Genomic DNA, 17,029 nt, shown 5'->3' with positions numbered 1-17,029 from the left:
CACCTTCATAATATAGAAGGAACAAAATGATACAAAAAAGCCGAACAAAAAGGCTGCCATATTTCACACAAACTCTATTATATGACGCTGGGTAGGAGAAGTCAACCTATTTAGAGGCAGAGGTGACGTTCTCCATTATATAAAGAAACATAAAAAAGCAGACAATGTGTCTGCTTTTTCAAAATGATTACGCATCCGTAGAGACAGATAACGCCTGTTGGAGAATGTCTGTAAATTGAATAAGATAGGTCTCATCTACTTCACTGAAGCGGTCTTTCACAGGGCTGTCAATATCGAGCACTCCAATGATCTGTCCATTGACCTTGAGCGGAATGACTATTTCAGATTGCGATGCGGCATCACAGGCAATATGTCCAGGGAATGCATGGACATCAGCGATACGCTGCACTTCACCTGTCGCAAAGGCTGTACCGCAAACGCCTTTTCCAGAAGGGATGCGCACACATGCAGGCAGTCCGTTAAATGGTCCAAGCACAAGCTCGCCACCCTTTGCTAAATAAAAGCCTGCCCAATTGACTTCAGGAAGTGAGTGATAGAGTAGCGCAGCTGCATTTGCCAAGTTGGCAATCAGATCAGGTTCACCATCTGTAATGGCTTCAACCTGTTTGACAAGCAATTGATAGTCTTTTGAAGGATCGCCAGACTGTTTTTCGACATGAAACATGAAAATCTCCTACTTTCTATCTTAAAAATACATAACTTGCGTCTCGCATGTGGGATTTGTCGAGCAATTGTAAAAGGAACTTCCGCCTTCATCTTGAAGTATGTACACATGAAGAGGGGTGAGCGGATGAAAACATCAACAACCGTGCAGACAAAAGATCGTATTATGGATGCTGCCATCAGACTTTTTAACCAAAAAGGATTTTCTGGAACCTCTGTCCGTGAGATTGCGAAGGAAGCAAACGTCAACGTTGCCCACATTTCTTATTACTTTCAAGGAAAAGGAGGGCTGCTTGAGCAGCTCGTATCCGATTTTTATGAAGGCTACATTCACATGATTGAATCACATCTCCATCACATGGAAACCCGTCATGCAAAAGAATGCTTACTACATGTGGTTTTTGATATTTTATCTTATCAGCACAAGCACCGTCAATTAACCCGTTTCGTTTATCGGGAGGTGACAATTGATTCGACACTCATCAGAGAAATCATGTCGACATATTTAACAAAAGAAAAGTATTTGTTTCAGCTTATCATTGAAAAAGGAAAAAGCACCCATGTAATTTGTGAGCAGCTGTCACTCGCATCCTTTATGATTCAGCTAAAATCACTTCTCATGATGCCATATTTACAGCCGCAATATTTAACAGAGGTGCTTTATTTGAACCCAAGTGAGCCGTATTTCTATCAAATGTACTTTAAGGAGCTGAGCCGCTCGCTTCATTATCTGTTAGAACCAAAAGAGCCGGCACTAGATTCTCATCTAAACCTCATGATGTCCTCGAATTGATCATACGCATATCCGAGATCTTCCGCTTGATGGGCATCAGAGCCGAATATGAGCGGAATTTTTTTCTTTTTTGCAAGGTCAATCATCCATTGATCTAAATAGATACTTCTGGCATATGTTTTACGAAGACCTGATGTATTAAAATCTAAGGACATGCCTTTTTTTGCCGTTTCTTCAAGGCAAAGGGTGACCTTTTGACAAAGTTCAGGTGACATTTCATATGGAAAAAGCTGTTTGAATTTCTGGACAAGGGTGATATGACCGATTCTCTTTGGCTTATATTGGCCTAAAGATGATAGAATAGAAGAATGAATTTGGTCATAGTAGCTTTGATAGACCTGTTCGATGCTGCCATAGATGCTTATTAGCTGCTGGAAGGCATGCTCGTCAAAATCAAGGCAAATATAATCATCGCCAGCAGGAAGAAAGTGAACAGATAAAATGGCGTCGTCTAGTTCTGGACCGTAGCAGTCTAAAAAGGTTCTTGTTTCCTCTTCATACTCTTTGATAAAGTCAACCTCAAGTCCAGTTTTTACTATTAATTGTCCTTTGTATTCTTGTTTCAGCTGAGCCAGTTTCGTGATATACGCTTCAAGGTCTTGGAGCTTCATGGCACTATCCTGCTCAGGTGTTGGATCTTGAAACGATGGAGGCAGCGGGGCATGCTCGGTAAAGGTTATGGAATCAAATCCCTTTTTGATGGCTTTTTCAATATAAGAATGAAAAGGATCAAGCGAGCCGTGCGGGCAAAACGGTGTATGTAGATGTGCATCTTGTTTCAGCATGTCGTCACCTCTTGTCGATATTTTGAAAAACGTGATGTTTATCAGCGAAAATAATGAAAAATCATGACCAAAAATGCTGGTTACATGGTATCATAATAACAATGAAAACGACAGCTTCCGCATACATAAAAGCAGGTCACATTGATACGTGTGATCAAATGATAGAAAGCGCACAAATACTTTCTTGAAAAAACATACATAAAACCGTGAATGGATGGTATTGGAAAACATACGATCCTGCTTATAAAAAAACAAATGCAAAGCGGACACGAAAGGGTTCTCAGGTCTACTCGGGACACTTTTACCCTGACATCACTTAGATCACAACAAGGGGGCTCATTATGGAGTTAATCATCGGTTTAATTGTCATTTTGCTTGCTTTGTTTTCAGTCGGTTATTTCCTGCGAAAAAATATATATAAAGAGATTGACCGATTGGAAGCATGGAAAATTGAAATTTTAAACAGATCAATTGTAGAAGAAATTTCAAAGATCAAACATTTAAAAATGACCGGAGAAACAGAGCAATTTTTTGAAAGATGGCGTGCAGAGTGGGACGATATCGTCACAGCCCATCTTCCAAAGGTAGAGGAGCTATTATATGATGCAGAAGAGTATTCTGATAAATATCGATTCTCCAAAGCCAAGCAGGTTCTTACGCACATTGAGGACTTGCTGAGTGCTGCTGATTCGAACATTGAAGACATTTTAAAAGAGATTGCAGACCTTGTCACAAGCGAGGAGCAGAATCGCAAGGACATTGAAAAGGTCAAAGAACAATATCAAACAGTTCGAAAAAATCTGCTTGCGTACAGCCATTTATATGGCACCCTTTATGACAAAATGGAGCAGGATTTAGATGAAGCCTGGGAAGGGATCAAGCAGTACGAGGAAGAGACAGAAAACGGCAACTATATGAAAGCAAGAAAGATTTTGCTTGAGCAAGACCGCAGACTCGATCAGCTTCAGCTGTATATCAATGATGTACCGAAGCTCATTGCAGACTGCAAACAAACCGTACCAGGCCAGCTGACGAAGCTGAAAGACGGATATAAAGAAATGACAGACAAAGGCTACAAGCTCGAGCACATCCAGATCACTAAAGAGCTTGAGAATTTAAACAAACAGCTGACCCGTGCGGAAAAACTGCTGATTGATGAACTCAATCTGGATGAGGCATCAAGCATTCTCCAAATGATTGATGATGCCATTCAGACGCTGTATGATCAGCTGGAAGCGGAAGTAGAAGCAGGTCAGGAAATCAAAAGCAAAATGCCTGAGCTGACGGAAGCGTTTGAAAAGCTCGAGCAGGATCACACCCAAACAAAGGCAGAAACAGCTCTTGTAAAAGAAAGCTACAAACTGACAGCCGGAGAGCTTGATCAACAGAAGGCGTTCGAAAAACGCTTAGAAGAAATTGAAAAGCTCATGAAACAAATTCGCGAGAAGCTTGATCGTGATCATGTCGCATATTCACTATTAATGAATGAAATCAATCAGCTTGAGACCTTTATCGATGATGCAAAAGCATTGCATGATACATTTAAGGATCATCTTCAATCATTAAGAAAAGAAGAGCTGCAAGCGAGAGAAACACTGGCTGAGCTCAAAACGATGCTGACAGATACAGTGCGTCAGCTGCAAAAAAGCAATATTCCAGGTGTACCTGCTGACATGAAAGAGCAGGCTGAAAAGGCGCAGGAGATGATTCAGCAAGTGCACGAGCAGCTGGAGAACCTGCCGCTCAACATGCCAGCCGTGAATGAGCAATTAAAAGAAGCCTCTGACACAGTGAGACATGTTGTGGATGAGACGGAAGAAATGCTCACTAAAGTGGATCAAATTGAACGAATCATTCAATACGGCAATCGTTTTAGAAGCCAAAATCATATTCTTTCAGAACAATTAAAAGAGGCAGAGCGAAGATTTTATGCGTACGATTATAGCGGTTCATTTGATGTAGCAGCAGCTGCTGTGGAAAAAGCATCACCTGGAGCCGTTCAGAAGCTATTAGCTCAGCAAGAAAAAGAATATCAACATCAATAAAAAAGCTGAAGTCCATTGATAGGACTTCAGCTTTTTTGTATTATGACGCCTGTTTCTGGCGTTCTTCTGAAGCAGAAGAAGTGAAAAGGGAGATCACGAACCCAATGGCGACTCCAAGTATCGCAGGGACAAGCCAGCCAATGCCATGGTCATAAAAAGGGAGCACTGTTTGGAAGAAGTCTTTTACTGGACCGATTGGAAGTTTTGCTGCTGCTAAGCCGTCAAATAAGCTGATGCACCCTGTCAAAATTAATGAGAGGACATATACAGGTCTTCTATGTCCAAGCCATTTATCAGCAAGTGATAGAACGATGATCACAATCGCAAGCGGATAAATCGCTGTTAAGACTGGAACAGAGAAAGCAACAATATGAGCAAGTCCAAAGTTAGAAATGATGAAACTAAATAATGTAACAAGTGTCACGACCATTTTATAAGAAAGCTTAGGAAGTAACTTTGAGAAATACTCTCCGCATGATGTGACAAGACCGATACTTGTTGTTAAACAAGCGACTGTGATGGCAGCACCTAACACAATATTTCCTAGACTGCCGAAAAGGAACTGAGAAGACTGTGCTAAAATTTTGCTTCCATCTCCAACGAATCCAATGGCATGTGTACTAGAAGCACCTAGATACGCAAGTGACAGGTAAACGAAGGCTAATCCAGCAGCTGCAATCAAACCTGCTTTGATACAAGCAGAAGCCAGTGCCTTTTTACTTGTCACACCGCGTCCTTTAATGGCGTTGATGACAACGACCCCAAACACAATAGAAGCAAGAGCGTCCATCGTTTTATAGCCCTCTAGAAATCCTTTGAAAAATGACCCGTTGCTGTAAGAGACATCAGGTGTGCCAATGACGCCCATCGGCGTTAGAATGGCTTTGACAATAATAATGAAAATAATTGTAAATTTAATCGGTGTTAACACTTTCCCTACACGATCCACAATCTTCGTTGGATTTAGAGCAAGATAATAAGTAATACCAAAAAAGACAAGTGTGAATACAAGAAGTGAGAGCCAAGCTGGTACACCTGCTAAAAAGGGTAATGCACCAATTTCATATGAAACCGTTCCTGTACGAGGAATAGCGAAAAGCGGCCCGATAGATAAATATAAAATGACGGTAAACGCTGTTCCAAAAGCCGGGTGGGCTTTATCAGCTAATCCTTTCGCATCTCGACCTGTTAAAGCGATCGCAATAATCCCTAGAAGAGGTAAACCGACGCCTGTTAATAAAAATCCGCCCATTGCTTTCCACACATTTTGCCCAGCATATTGTCCAAGTTCTGGTGGATAAATCATGTTACCGGCGCCGAAGAATAGAGCAAACAGCATAAAACCTATGATAATCGTATCTTTCGTCGACAAAGTTGCCTTCATTGCATTTAAAGCCTCCATTGTTATGTTGAAATATTCTGTTAATTACTTGCTAAGTAACCGTTCATCATTAACATTCACTAATTATAAAGGATGTACGCCTGATGTCAACATGTGTTTTCGTACAAAAGTCATGAATTTTTCTATTTTAGTATATGAAGAACAATAAAAAACATCCCCTTCCACAGAAGAAGAGGATGTTTTGGTTCACGATAACTAGGAGGCGAGCTGTTTCGGCGGATTGGTAAACATCGAAATAAGTAAACCAATCACAGCTCCGAGAATAGCTGGTACGATCCAGCCAATCCCTAAATCGTAAAACGGAACGATTGAACCTAAAATCTTAGGGAAGCCCCCTAGATTGACTTCGGCTGCTAATAATCCATCAATGATGGCGAAGAAACCAGTAAAGATGAGAGATACGATATAAATGAGTCTTCTACCGTTAATCCAGCGGTCAAGGAATGACAATAAAATAATGACAATGGCCAATGGATAGATGGTCACAAGAACTGGAACAGATAGAGAAATAATTTGTGCCAATCCAAGGTTTGCAACCAGTGTACTAAATAAAGAAACAATTAGAACGACTGTACGGTACGAAAAGCTAGGGAAAAGCTTTGAAAAATATTCCCCGCAAGATGAAATAAGTCCAACACTCGTCGTTAAACAAGCAAATAAAATGGCTGCGCCAAGAACAATGTTACCAGCAGAACCGAATAAAAAGTTGGCAGAAAGTGAAAGAAGCTTGCCACCTTCATTGGCTCCAACCATGCCCGTCGCATCAGGGCTTGAAGCACCGACATAAGCAAGTGAAATGTACACGAGTGCCAGTCCAATAGCAGCCACGAATCCTGCTTTAATACAAGCTGCTGCAAGAGATTTACGCTCCGTAATGCCTCTGTCTTTAACAGCTGTTACCACGACGATCCCAAAAACGATAGAAGCAAGAGCATCCATTGTTTTATAGCCTTCTAAAAAGCCAGTGAAGAGCGGGTTTGCTTTATATGTTGCATCAGGAGCACCGATCATTCCCATTGGCGTAGCAATGGCTTTAATGACAATAATGGCAATAACCGTTAATAAGATCGGTGTTAAAATTTTACCAATTCGATCAACCAGCTTTGAAGGATTTAACGCGAGCAGATATGAAATGGCGAAAAACACAACGGTAAAGATGAATAGCGGTACCCATGAAGTAGATTGGGCACTTGACAGGAAAGGAGCTAATCCTATCTCATACGAAACCGTACCTGTTCTCGGAATAGCGAAAAATGGTCCAATGGACAAATACAGGATGACGGTGAAAATGGTGCCAAATTTAGGATGAGCTTTATCAGCAAGTCCTTTTGCACCGGTACCTGTCAGTGCGACTGCAATTACCCCTAGAAGCGGAAGACCTACTCCTGTGAGTAAAAATCCACCAATGGCGAGCCATACATTCTCACCAGCATATTGTCCAAGAACAGGTGGGAAAATCATATTTCCTGCGCCGAAGAATAATGCAAAAAGCATTAGACCAATGGCTAGTGTCTCTTTTATGCTTAAACTATTTTTCAAAATAGTCCCTCCTCAATCTCAATCAGTGTAGTGTGTCAAATTAAAATATTCTGACAATTTAAATGTTTATGTGACAATTGCACTATGGATGATATAGTGAAAATGAAAAGTTGTCAACTGCCATTTTCAGAAAATTCTCTGTCTGACTTCATTATGGTAACATATAAATGCATTTATTTTTTAAGCTTTTTGTAAGGAGTTACAATATGATCTATCTTGATAATAGTGCAACAACTAAACCTTATCCAGATGTTTTACAAGTATATCAGCAAGTGAGTGAGCGTTATTTTGGAAATCCATCTTCACTTCATCAGCTCGGGATAGATGCAAGCCGGCTGTTAAATGAAACGAGGAAACAAATGCTTCACTACACGGGCTTGAAACAATATGAGATTATTTTTACTTCTGGTGCAACAGAAGCGAATAACATTGCCATTAAAGGAGCAGCACTTGCCAAAATGAACCGGGGCAAGCATATTGTGACCACAGAAATAGAGCATCCTTCTGTTATTGAATCGTTTGAACAGCTGAAGGCGTTATTTGGCTTTGACATCTCCTATATTCAAGTAAATGAGCATGGCCATGCAGATATGACTCATTTAAAAGAAGTGCTTCGCCGTGATACAGTGCTTGTCAGCATGATGCACGTCAATAACGAAACCGGTGCCATCCAGCCGATTGAAGAAGCCGCTGGCATCATTCGTGAGCATGCCGAAAACGCACTTTTTCATGTCGACGGGGTGCAGGGAATGTGCAAGGTCGCACTCAATAAACAGCTGGATGTAGACCTTTTGACGATGTCAGGCCATAAAATTCATGGATTAAAAGGTACAGGAGCACTCTTTTTAAAGAAAGATGTCACTCTCGCCCCTTTCATTACTGGAGGAGAGCAGGAATTAGGGCTTCGTTCAGGTACTGAAAACCCTGCTGGAGCTGTCAGCTTAGCAAAAGCCATGAAACAATCATTTGAACAGCTTGACAAGTATCATAATGAGATGCTGAACTTAAAAACGCAGCTGCAAAAACAGCTTGGAGAGATAGAAGGTATTGTGATGAATACACCGAGGGCGCAAAGTGCGCCGCACATTGTGAATTTTTCAGTACCGGGTATTCAAATTGAGGTCCTCCTCCATATGCTTGAAAAAGAAGGCATATATGTTTCTACAACCTCTGCCTGCTCAGCCAAGAAAAAAGAGCCAAGCCGTGTACTGCTGGCAATGGGAAAACCAGAGGAAGTAGCCAAAAGCAGTATGAGAATCAGCTTGACGTATGGACAAGGACCAGAGCTTGCAACGCAAATCATCACATCAATCGCACAAAGTGTGAAAAAATTAAAAGGAATGAGATAACAGCATGAAATATGATCATATTTTAGTCCGTTTTGGTGAAATCTCAACAAAAGGGAAGAATAGAAAGAAATTTATTGAAAAACTAAGACAGCACATTCGGTTCGTCTTAAAGGATTTTGAAGCATTAAAACTTGCATCTGATAGAGACCGCATCACGATTATGCTAAACGGAGAAGACCCTGAACCGATTTCAGAACAGCTCAAAAGTGTATTTGGTATTCAGAGCTTTAGTCTTGCGGTTAAATGTGAGACGAATTTAGATGCGATTAAAGAAGCAGCACTAACAGCGGTACAGGAAGTATATGAACAAGGAAATACATTTAAAGTCTCAACGAAACGCTCTTATAAACAATTTGAACTTGATTCAAATGAAATGAACCGCGAAATTGGCGGACATGTTCTAAAGAATACGGAAAACCTAACAGTCAATGTGAAACAGCCGGATGTACATTTACGCATTGAAATCAGAGAGCACGCCACGTACATTACATTTAAAGATGTCAAAGGTGCAGGCGGCCTGCCGGTCGGTTCTAGCGGAAGAGCGATGCTCATGCTTTCAGGCGGCTTCGACAGCCCAGTTGCCGGCTATCAAGCGATGAAACGCGGAATTGAAATTGAAGCTGTGCATTTCTTTAGCCCGCCGTATACAAGTGAACGTGCCAAACAAAAGGTCATTGATCTTGCAGAATGCCTGGCAGCATATGGAGGCAAAGTGAAGCTTCACATCGTACCTTTTACAAAAATTCAAGAGCTGATTCATAAACAAGTACCTGAAAACTATACGATGACATCAACAAGAAGAATGATGCTGAAAATAGCTGACAAAATAAGAGAAAAGCGCGATGCCCTTGCGATTATTACCGGAGAAAGCCTTGGTCAAGTGGCAAGCCAGACACTTGAAAGCATGTATGCTATTAACCATGTGACCAATACACCAATCATTCGCCCGCTCATTGCTGTCGATAAAAATGACATTATTGATGAAGCGAGACGAATTGGCACATACGATACAAGCATTCAGCCTTTCGAGGATTGCTGTACGATTTTTACGCCGCCGTCTCCTAAAACAAAACCAAAGCTTGAGAAGGTAGAACGCTACGAAAGCTTTGCTGATTTTGAGCCGATGCTGAACGAGGCAGTAGAGCAAATTGAAACAATTATTGTGACAAATGAAAAGAAAGCAGCAGACGAATTCGCTGATTTATTCTAAAACGAAAATTTCATAATAATTACCATAAAATCAATCGCATGAAGTCATGTGTTTCTACACATTCTATATTCACAAGGAGGTGAGAACACATGGCTCAACAAAACAGACAAAGCAGTTCTAACCAATTACTAGTACCAGGCGCTGCACAAGCTATCGACCAAATGAAGTACGAAATCGCTTCTGAATTTGGTGTAAACCTTGGTGCAGAAACTACATCTCGCGCTAACGGATCAGTTGGTGGAGAAATCACTAAGCGTCTTGTATCTTACGCTCAACAACATATGGGTGGCGGATCTTTCTAAGACACACAATTTAAAAGCTATGGCTTATGAGCGGGATCCTTCCCGCTCTTTTCTTTTTGTACATATAAATAGTTAGAATATTTTTAAAAATGAAGACGGATTTAAAAAATTATGGCATAATACTAGGAGTAGGTACTAATTCAAGCATTTTTCAGTTATGAGTGTTAGAATAGGTAAATTGAAACATGTTTCGTTTCATAAGAAAGAGGCTAAAAGGAGCTGTACCATGAAAAGAGAAGACTTAATTGCACCAGAACAATATAACTTAGTCAGTGAGATTGAAGCGTTCAGTCATGACAAGGAGAAAATGGCCCTGCACTGGCAGGACGGCAATGGCCAAGAAGCACATGTGACGTATGCAGCATTAGTGGAAGAGGCAAATAAAATTGGACATGTTTTATTAAAAGCAGGCTTCAAAAAAGGCGATAAAATTATTGTGATGGTGCCGCGCATGCTCGAGGCATACAGCATTTATTTAGCAATTTTGAAAACAGGAATGGTTGTGATTCCTTGTTCTGAAATGTTGCGTGCGAAAGATTTAGATTACCGAATTGAACACGCAGAAGCAAAAGGAGCGATCGTCTACTCTTCATTCATTCAATCGTTCGACGGAACCAAAAAACCAAACGATTTTAAAACATTCTCAATCGGCGAAAATGATCATGGCTGGACAAACATTCTAGCGCAAAAGGAAGAGCAATCAAACGAGCTTGAATTGGCAGAGACAAAGCGCACAGACATGGCGTTTTTATCCTATACATCAGGTACAACAGGGAACCCTAAAGGGGTTGTTCATACACACGGATGGGCGTATGCACATTTACGCACAGCTGCCAAAGCATGGCTCTCCATTAATGAAGGAGATAAAGTATGGGCGACAGCAGGACCAGGCTGGCAAAAATGGGTGTGGAGCCCCCTCTTATCTGTGTTAGGAAGTGGAGCAGAAGGCTTTGTATATGGAGGGAAATTCAATCCAAATACATACTTAGAGCTGCTTCAAAATAATGAAATCAATGTCCTATGCTGTACACCGACAGAATACCGCTTTATGGCAAAAGTAGATGATTTAAGTCAGTACGAGCTGCCGAAGCTGCATAGTGCTGTTTCTGCGGGAGAGCCGCTGAACCGTGAAGTCATTGATACATTCAAAAAGCATTTCGATATAGAAGTACGAGACGGCTATGGCCAAACTGAAAGCACACTGCTCGTAGGGGTGTTAAAAGGAATGGACATCAAGCCAGGCAGTATGGGAAAACCAACCCCTGGCAACGAAGTAGATATCATTGATGAGGATGGAAACGTCTGCGCACCTGGAGAAATTGGTGACATTGCGGTCCATCTTGAAACGCCGGCTTTATTTAAGGAATACTATAAAGACGAAGAGCGTACAAAAGCGCAGCGCCGCGGCAATTACTTTATTACGGGTGACCGCGCGAAAAAAGACGAAGATGGGTACTTCTGGTTTGAAAGCCGCAGAGATGACATCATTGTCAGCTCAGGCTATACAATTGGACCGTTTGAAGTAGAAGATGCACTGATTAAGCATCCAGCAGTGAAGGAATGTGCAGTTGTGGCGAGCCCAGATGAAATCAGAGGATCAATCGTCAAAGCTTACGTTGTCCTTCGTGATGGAACTGATCAAAGTGATGAACTGATCAAAGAGCTGCAAACACATGTGAAAAACACAACAGCACCGTACAAATACCCAAGAGAAATCGAATTCATTGACGAACTGCCAAAAACACCGTCAGCGAAAATTCGCCGTGTAGAGCTGAGAGAAAGAGAGCTTGCACGAAAAGGATAATCTTTTTTTAATAACTTATTAATAGAAAAAGTCGGCTTAAGTACATAGTTTATGTCCTAAAGCTGGCTTTTTATTTTTCATAAATTTCTCTTTTAATCTAATGCTAATTTCATGATACACGATGTTTATGAAGTTAATAAATTAATCTGTTGATGTTAATTTGTGGATGATGTATAATTTTTATGGAAAATTTAAGTTTAAATTTCTTAAATTAGAAAATTTTTAGGAGGATAGTCATTGTTATTTGTTTAAAAATTTAAGTGATTTTAGAGAGGGAAATAATTTTGGATAAGAAATTATGGAAAGAAATAATAGGGGTTATACCAGATACAGAACTAATTGGTATCATTAAAAGTTTGAATATCAAAATTAAAGGGTTCAGAGAACTTAACACTAAAAATATCTCAGCTTCAAAAAAAATTGTAACAGTCCAATTAATGAATAACTTTGAAAAAATCATTAAATACTATAACAACTTAAATATCAAACCTATAAACTCTGGTAAACAAATTTCCTCAGAAGATATAAGGAGTTTAGGGAAAGAAAAATTAATAACCATATATGAAGACGGATTAAACTTGCACTTCATTTTGGGGGCATTACTTTCAAGTGAAAAAACGGAACACCACAATAAAGCAGAAGATTTTAAAGTTTTAATTTTGAATAAGTATCAAAAAAATAACTTAGCTGAAATTGAAATGAGTAACACTAATGAACCATCAGGAAATGCGCAAAATATTAAAGTGAATGTCAAAAAAATCGAAAAAAAATTAGATGAGTATAAGAAGAAGAATCAGCAATTAACTAGAGAGTTAAATACTCTTAGCAAAAAATATAAAGAAGATATAAAAGTACTTACTGATAGTAATAATGTATTGAAAAAAGAATTAAAAATTGAAAAAGAGAAATCAAAAGCAAATGAAAAGAAGATGGTGGAAATTAATTCTGAATTGGCTCACTATAATCAACAACTAAGAGAAGCACAAGAATTGTTATCTAATTCAAATGAGGTTGCATCTAGTATAGAGGAGGCTCAAAATTTATTTTCGGAAATTTTAATATTAGGGGATCCACAAAATGAAATAACTGATAATTTAAAAAAGAAAGGACTTAACGTTGTGAATACCAGAGATATTCTCCAAATTTCTAATACTGACTTTATTAAGAGTTTCAGTGAAATATGGATATTAAGTTTTTTGGTGCCTGCTCAATATAAAAGAAGGATAAAAATTGAAAAAAATCAATTAATAAATGATTTCAAAGATTTTAAGGCTTTAAGAGAAGAATTAGAAAGAAGGATGAATAGATGAGTACAAGAACATGGAATACAGATTTAGTAGGTGTTTTAGACAACTTCGAAAAATTGGATTCTCAATATAGAGACTCGATTTTTATAAATAAGCATAATAGTTTACAAATGAACATTAGAATAATTTCTCAAGGGGCAGCAAGTTTTCCAAATGTAAAAACTGTTACTTGTTTTAATTCTGCTCTCGAAAATTGGGGTTTTAATGACGATTTACAAGTGACTGATGAAGAAAGAAAGAAAAAGTTAAAAAATTGGCTAGAAGATAAGCTTTTTATATTCAACGTAGAAAGGCGTTTAATATATAATACCCAACAAGACGGTGTTTATAGACAACAAGAAGTTTATAATGCAATTAATGTTAGGATCATTCACAAGTTGCCTAGCTTTACTAACGATTTAAATCTGATACCAATACCTATTTTTAGTTCGAAAAGTCATGAATACACTTTTGACGAATTCTTTTTTAAATTATCAAACGGGAAATTTATAGGAAGAATAGAAAATATATCTCATGAACCAGAAGATACTCCTTCATTAATTATATGGAAAGAAGAAGATGTTGATGAATTCAAAATATTCGGTGAATTTGTGCAACATCAGTATGCATACGGTGGGTTCAATTTAAAGGAGAAAGAAGGAATAAAAGAATCTGTATTAAAGAGAGAGATTGCTGATGAATGCTATTATGGAGAATTTTGCCCTGATTTGCTTTTCATGCCTCTGGAGAAATATTTGACTCTTACAGAAGAGATTGAAAAAGATGAAAAAACAATAACTCCAGAGCCAATTGAAGTTGTGAAAGAACAATTAAACGAAACAATTACTCCTAAAGAAATTACAATATTAGAAAAAGAAGAAGACTTTTTAAAGCAGTTTATGAAAATAACAAAGGAATGGGGACTTCAATATAGTGAAGAAGATTTAGTTAATTTCCATACAGCAATGAAGATATCGTCGCTAGTAATTTTAGCGGGAATGAGTGGAACAGGAAAATCAAAATTAGTTGAAACCTACGGATATTCATTAGGCCTTAAAGATAATTTGACAATCATACCAGTTAGCCCATCATGGACATCAGATTCTGATTTAATTGGTTTTGCTGACACCCTTAATATGGTGTATAGACCTGGTGATTCGGGTTTAATTAACACTTTAATAAAAGCTGAGCGTAGTGAAAAAGATGAATTGTTTATTATTTGTTTTGATGAGATGAATTTAGCAAGAGTAGAGCATTATTTCTCTCAATTTCTTTCAATTTTAGAGATGAGTAAAGGCAAAAGAGTTCTAAGGCTTTATAACGATGATTTAGAAAGTAGGTTATATAATTCAGCTCAATTTCCACCAACGATATCCATAGGGGACAACGTACTATTTGTAGGTACCGTAAATATAGATGAATCAACTTATCATTTCTCTGATAAAGTTTTAGATAGAGCAAATGTTCTTTCTTTGGAAGTTTTACCATTTAGAGGGATAAGAGAGATTTCTGAAGAGAAGAAAAGGGCTAGGACAGATGAAATTAAACTAAGCACTTATAATTCTTTCAGGGATCAAGGTACAGATTTGAGATTAAATGATTATGAACTAGATTTCCTATGGGATCTTCATAATCTGTTTCAAATAACGAATAAGCAACTAGGAGTAGGTCCAAGAATAGTTAAACAAATAGATATGTACATAAAAAATCTGCCTAATATAAGTAGTATAACAAGAGGAGAGGCTTTTGATATTCAAATCGTACAGCGCATTCTTACTAAGATAAGGGGAACTGGCGACCAATTAAAAAATTTATTGATTGAGACAAATGCAAAAGAAAAAAGTGGAATTATTGAATTATTTGATAAGTATGATCATGTTTCGAGATTTTATAAGAGTAGAGAAATTATAAATCAGAAGGTGGAAGAAATAAATTATAATGGATACTCTATTTGAAGATAAAAATCAATTTAAAATTATTTTAACTTACTCTGAAAGAAAGGAACATCATGCTACAAAGGAATATAGTGAATTATATTTTTTTACGAATTTAAATGATTTGGGTGAAAACTCTCGAAAATATATTGAATTTGAAGAAAATTCCCCTTTAAAATTAACTTTTTATAGTGAAGATCAATCTGCGACTTGTTATATGGATGGATTTGATATATTAAATGATGAAGCATTAATATATGATGAAGTGCTTGAACAAAAGTATATATTTGCAAATACAACTGTTAAATTGTTTGAATACACAAATTATGATAAAGGATATTACCCGTATATACCTGGAATTTATACAATAAAAGTAATAATAAAAGGTGTTGTTTATTATTCTTATATAAAAGTCAAAGCAAAACATTTAACAGAAGACTCCTTATCAATTATGAGAGAAGATGTACAAACTTACTTAAAAGGTCTAGCCACAGATATTGTAAGGAAACAGCCTAATAAAAATAAAGATAGTAATATAAAAGTAGATTCGGAAATGCTAGATAAATACTTTGTTTTAAAGCAATATTTTAATGAAATACGAAGTATTCTCACTAATTTAATTAGAAATCCGAGGCACTCAATTAAAAAAGATTACGAGATGAAAAGTATAAATCAGCCTTTAAACATAGATTCGATCTCTATAAGACATAGACTTAAACATCCTGAGGCTACTCAATATATAAAATCTCTCAAAAAAGTAATCAGTTATAACAACCCTGAAAATATAATATTAAAAAGAATTATAGAAAATTGGGTTGATTTTTTAAATAAATTTTTAGAATCCATAAAATACAGTTTGAAAGAAAATCAAAAATATAATAAGAAGTTTTCGGAATATACACCCAATAGCATAAAGGAAGAACTATTTCGAGAATTAGAAAATTATTCTGCTGATGCGACTAAAATGATAAACTCTTTAAATAAGTTGAGAGAAAATAATTGGTATAAAGAAATCGAAATTAAAAATAATACCTTCTTAAATTTCAGTAAAGTATATTTAGATTTTCGTTACAAAAAATTTATTGAAATAAATAAATTGATGTTTTCAAATGAAAAAAATATAGACTTTGATTCTAAGTGGAATTATCATTGGAAAAGAACTGATCAATTATATGAAATTTGGGGATTTATTCAATTAATAGAAGTTCTCAGTGAGACTGAATATAATTTTGAAATTGATCCAAGCGACTATTTTAACAATTCTTATTGGGGGAATAGCAAAAATTTATTAATACCTGTTATACCGGAAGGAACAAAATTTAAACTTATTAAAGGGGATTTAGTGGTAAATGTTCTGTATAATAGTTTGATTCCAAAAAAACAAGAGAAAACTGATCTACACGATAAGCCTATATATACAACAGGAAAGAATACGAAACCTGACATGCGATTAGACGTATATATTAAAGAAATTTATGTTGGGACTATTTTGTTAGACACAAAATATAGAGCAGGACATTTTGTACAAAATGAAGTAAAGAATAATCAGTCGGTTCAATTAACTAGTTATGCAGATAATGTAAGATCTAAATTTATTTATGGTAGAAAAAAAACAGATAGAATTAGGCCAGTTCATAAAGTTGTGGTACTATACCCTGAACAAAATCAAAATAACATTAATTTAGAGGAAATAGCAGGTAGAAGCATTTCATTCTTGCCCCTGACTCCAAATGCAGATCTTACAAAATTTAAGTTTAGTATTGAATCTTTAATTAGCGAAGTTATTGCTGAAGCCGAAGAGAATGGTATCATGCCAAGTCAATTCACTTCTTAACACTAACTGTATCTATAAATAATATATTTAAAAAATTGAATGAACTTCAATAAAGGTTAAAT

General features: G+C 37.2%; 13 protein-coding genes. 9 read left to right on the top strand and 4 right to left on the bottom strand.

Annotated features, from left to right (window positions below):
- Nucleotides 1-187: 187 nt before the first annotated feature.
- Nucleotides 188-685: a GAF domain-containing protein gene (locus H7F25_RS12135; protein WP_024424837.1), complete on the bottom strand. Its 498-nt coding sequence runs from the start codon at nt 683-685 to the stop codon at nt 188-190.
- 126 nt (nt 686-811) lie between these two features.
- On the opposite strand from H7F25_RS12135, the gene refZ reads away from it, so the two are divergent.
- Nucleotides 812-1,477, top strand: coding sequence for a forespore capture DNA-binding protein RefZ (refZ, locus tag H7F25_RS12130; RefSeq protein WP_024426169.1), 666 nt, complete (start codon nt 812-814; stop codon nt 1,475-1,477).
- On the opposite strand, the gene hisJ is transcribed toward refZ, so the two are convergent.
- Nucleotides 1,447-2,262: a histidinol-phosphatase HisJ gene (hisJ, locus tag H7F25_RS12125; protein WP_149126379.1), complete on the bottom strand. Its 816-nt coding sequence runs from the start codon at nt 2,260-2,262 to the stop codon at nt 1,447-1,449. The genes refZ and hisJ overlap by 31 nt on opposite strands.
- A 341-nt stretch (nt 2,263-2,603) precedes the next feature.
- Here hisJ and ezrA point away from each other — a divergent pair, with 341 nt between their 5' ends.
- Nucleotides 2,604-4,307, top strand: coding sequence for a septation ring formation regulator EzrA (gene ezrA / locus H7F25_RS12120; protein ID WP_024424834.1), 1,704 nt, complete (start codon nt 2,604-2,606; stop codon nt 4,305-4,307).
- A gap of 40 nt (nt 4,308-4,347) precedes the next feature.
- On the opposite strand, the gene brnQ (H7F25_RS12115) is transcribed toward ezrA, so the two are convergent.
- Together brnQ (H7F25_RS12115) and brnQ (H7F25_RS12110) are read right to left on the bottom strand one after the other, a co-directional pair.
- Nucleotides 4,348-5,691, bottom strand: coding sequence for a branched-chain amino acid transport system II carrier protein (gene brnQ / locus H7F25_RS12115; RefSeq protein ID WP_073206996.1), 1,344 nt, complete (start codon nt 5,689-5,691; stop codon nt 4,348-4,350).
- A gap of 213 nt (nt 5,692-5,904) precedes the next feature.
- Nucleotides 5,905-7,248, bottom strand: coding sequence for a branched-chain amino acid transport system II carrier protein (brnQ, locus tag H7F25_RS12110; protein WP_024424832.1), 1,344 nt, complete (start codon nt 7,246-7,248; stop codon nt 5,905-5,907).
- 206 nt (nt 7,249-7,454) lie between these two features.
- Between brnQ (H7F25_RS12110) and H7F25_RS12105 the strand changes: the two genes are divergently transcribed.
- From H7F25_RS12105 to H7F25_RS12075, 7 genes are all read left to right on the top strand, one after another.
- Nucleotides 7,455-8,597: a cysteine desulfurase family protein gene (locus H7F25_RS12105; protein ID WP_044335693.1), complete on the top strand. Its 1,143-nt coding sequence runs from the start codon at nt 7,455-7,457 to the stop codon at nt 8,595-8,597.
- A 4-nt stretch (nt 8,598-8,601) separates the two neighbouring features.
- Complete coding sequence (thiI, locus tag H7F25_RS12100) at nt 8,602-9,807, top strand: tRNA uracil 4-sulfurtransferase ThiI (protein ID WP_185853770.1); 1,206 nt, start codon at nt 8,602-8,604, stop codon at nt 9,805-9,807.
- Nucleotides 9,808-9,896: 89 nt separating this feature from the next.
- Nucleotides 9,897-10,109, top strand: a complete 213-nt coding sequence (locus H7F25_RS12095; RefSeq protein ID WP_024424829.1) for an alpha/beta-type small acid-soluble spore protein — start codon at nt 9,897-9,899, stop codon at nt 10,107-10,109.
- A gap of 226 nt (nt 10,110-10,335) precedes the next feature.
- Nucleotides 10,336-11,913 (top strand): acyl-CoA synthetase MbcS, encoded by a 1,578-nt coding sequence (gene mbcS, locus H7F25_RS12090; protein ID WP_185853769.1) that lies wholly within the window; start codon nt 10,336-10,338, stop codon nt 11,911-11,913.
- A gap of 284 nt (nt 11,914-12,197) precedes the next feature.
- Nucleotides 12,198-13,223 carry a hypothetical protein gene (locus tag H7F25_RS12085; RefSeq protein ID WP_185853768.1) on the top strand — a complete coding sequence of 342 codons (1,026 nt, stop codon included), beginning with the start codon at nt 12,198-12,200 and terminating at the stop codon, nt 13,221-13,223.
- On the top strand, nt 13,220-15,154 hold the full coding sequence (locus H7F25_RS12080) for an McrB family protein (protein WP_185853767.1): 1,935 nt from the start codon (nt 13,220-13,222) through the stop codon (nt 15,152-15,154). The genes H7F25_RS12085 and H7F25_RS12080 overlap by 4 nt, the downstream gene beginning before the upstream one ends.
- Entirely contained in the window at nt 15,138-16,967 is a 1,830-nt protein-coding gene (locus tag H7F25_RS12075) for a DUF2357 domain-containing protein (RefSeq protein WP_185853766.1), read from the top strand. Before H7F25_RS12080 ends, H7F25_RS12075 begins: the two co-directional genes overlap by 17 nt.
- Nucleotides 16,968-17,029: the final 62 nt, after the last annotated feature.

This window comes from Bacillus sp. PAMC28571 (genome assembly GCF_014250435.1).
Lineage (GTDB): Bacteria > Bacillota > Bacilli > Bacillales > Bacillaceae > Bacillus > Bacillus safensis.
This window is presented reverse-complemented; position numbering and strand designations above follow the sequence as displayed.

Bases quoted from the DNA above. Each gene is read 5' to 3' on its own strand.
- H7F25_RS12135 (WP_024424837.1), bottom strand. From the start codon at position 685: ATGTTTCATGTCGAAAAACAGTCTGGCGATCCTTCAAAAGACTATCAA.
- refZ (WP_024426169.1), top strand. From the start codon at position 812: ATGAAAACATCAACAACCGTGCAGACAAAAGATCGTATTATGGATGCT.
- thiI (WP_185853770.1), top strand. From the start codon at position 8,602: ATGAAATATGATCATATTTTAGTCCGTTTTGGTGAAATCTCAACAAAA.
- H7F25_RS12075 (WP_185853766.1), top strand. From the start codon at position 15,138: ATGGATACTCTATTTGAAGATAAAAATCAATTTAAAATTATTTTAACT.
- brnQ (WP_073206996.1), bottom strand. From the start codon at position 5,691: ATGAAGGCAACTTTGTCGACGAAAGATACGATTATCATAGGTTTTATG.
- H7F25_RS12105 (WP_044335693.1), top strand. From the start codon at position 7,455: ATGATCTATCTTGATAATAGTGCAACAACTAAACCTTATCCAGATGTT.
- ezrA (WP_024424834.1), top strand. From the start codon at position 2,604: ATGGAGTTAATCATCGGTTTAATTGTCATTTTGCTTGCTTTGTTTTCA.
- mbcS (WP_185853769.1), top strand. From the start codon at position 10,336: ATGAAAAGAGAAGACTTAATTGCACCAGAACAATATAACTTAGTCAGT.
- hisJ (WP_149126379.1), bottom strand. From the start codon at position 2,262: ATGCTGAAACAAGATGCACATCTACATACACCGTTTTGCCCGCACGGC.
- H7F25_RS12080 (WP_185853767.1), top strand. From the start codon at position 13,220: ATGAGTACAAGAACATGGAATACAGATTTAGTAGGTGTTTTAGACAAC.
- H7F25_RS12095 (WP_024424829.1), top strand. From the start codon at position 9,897: ATGGCTCAACAAAACAGACAAAGCAGTTCTAACCAATTACTAGTACCA.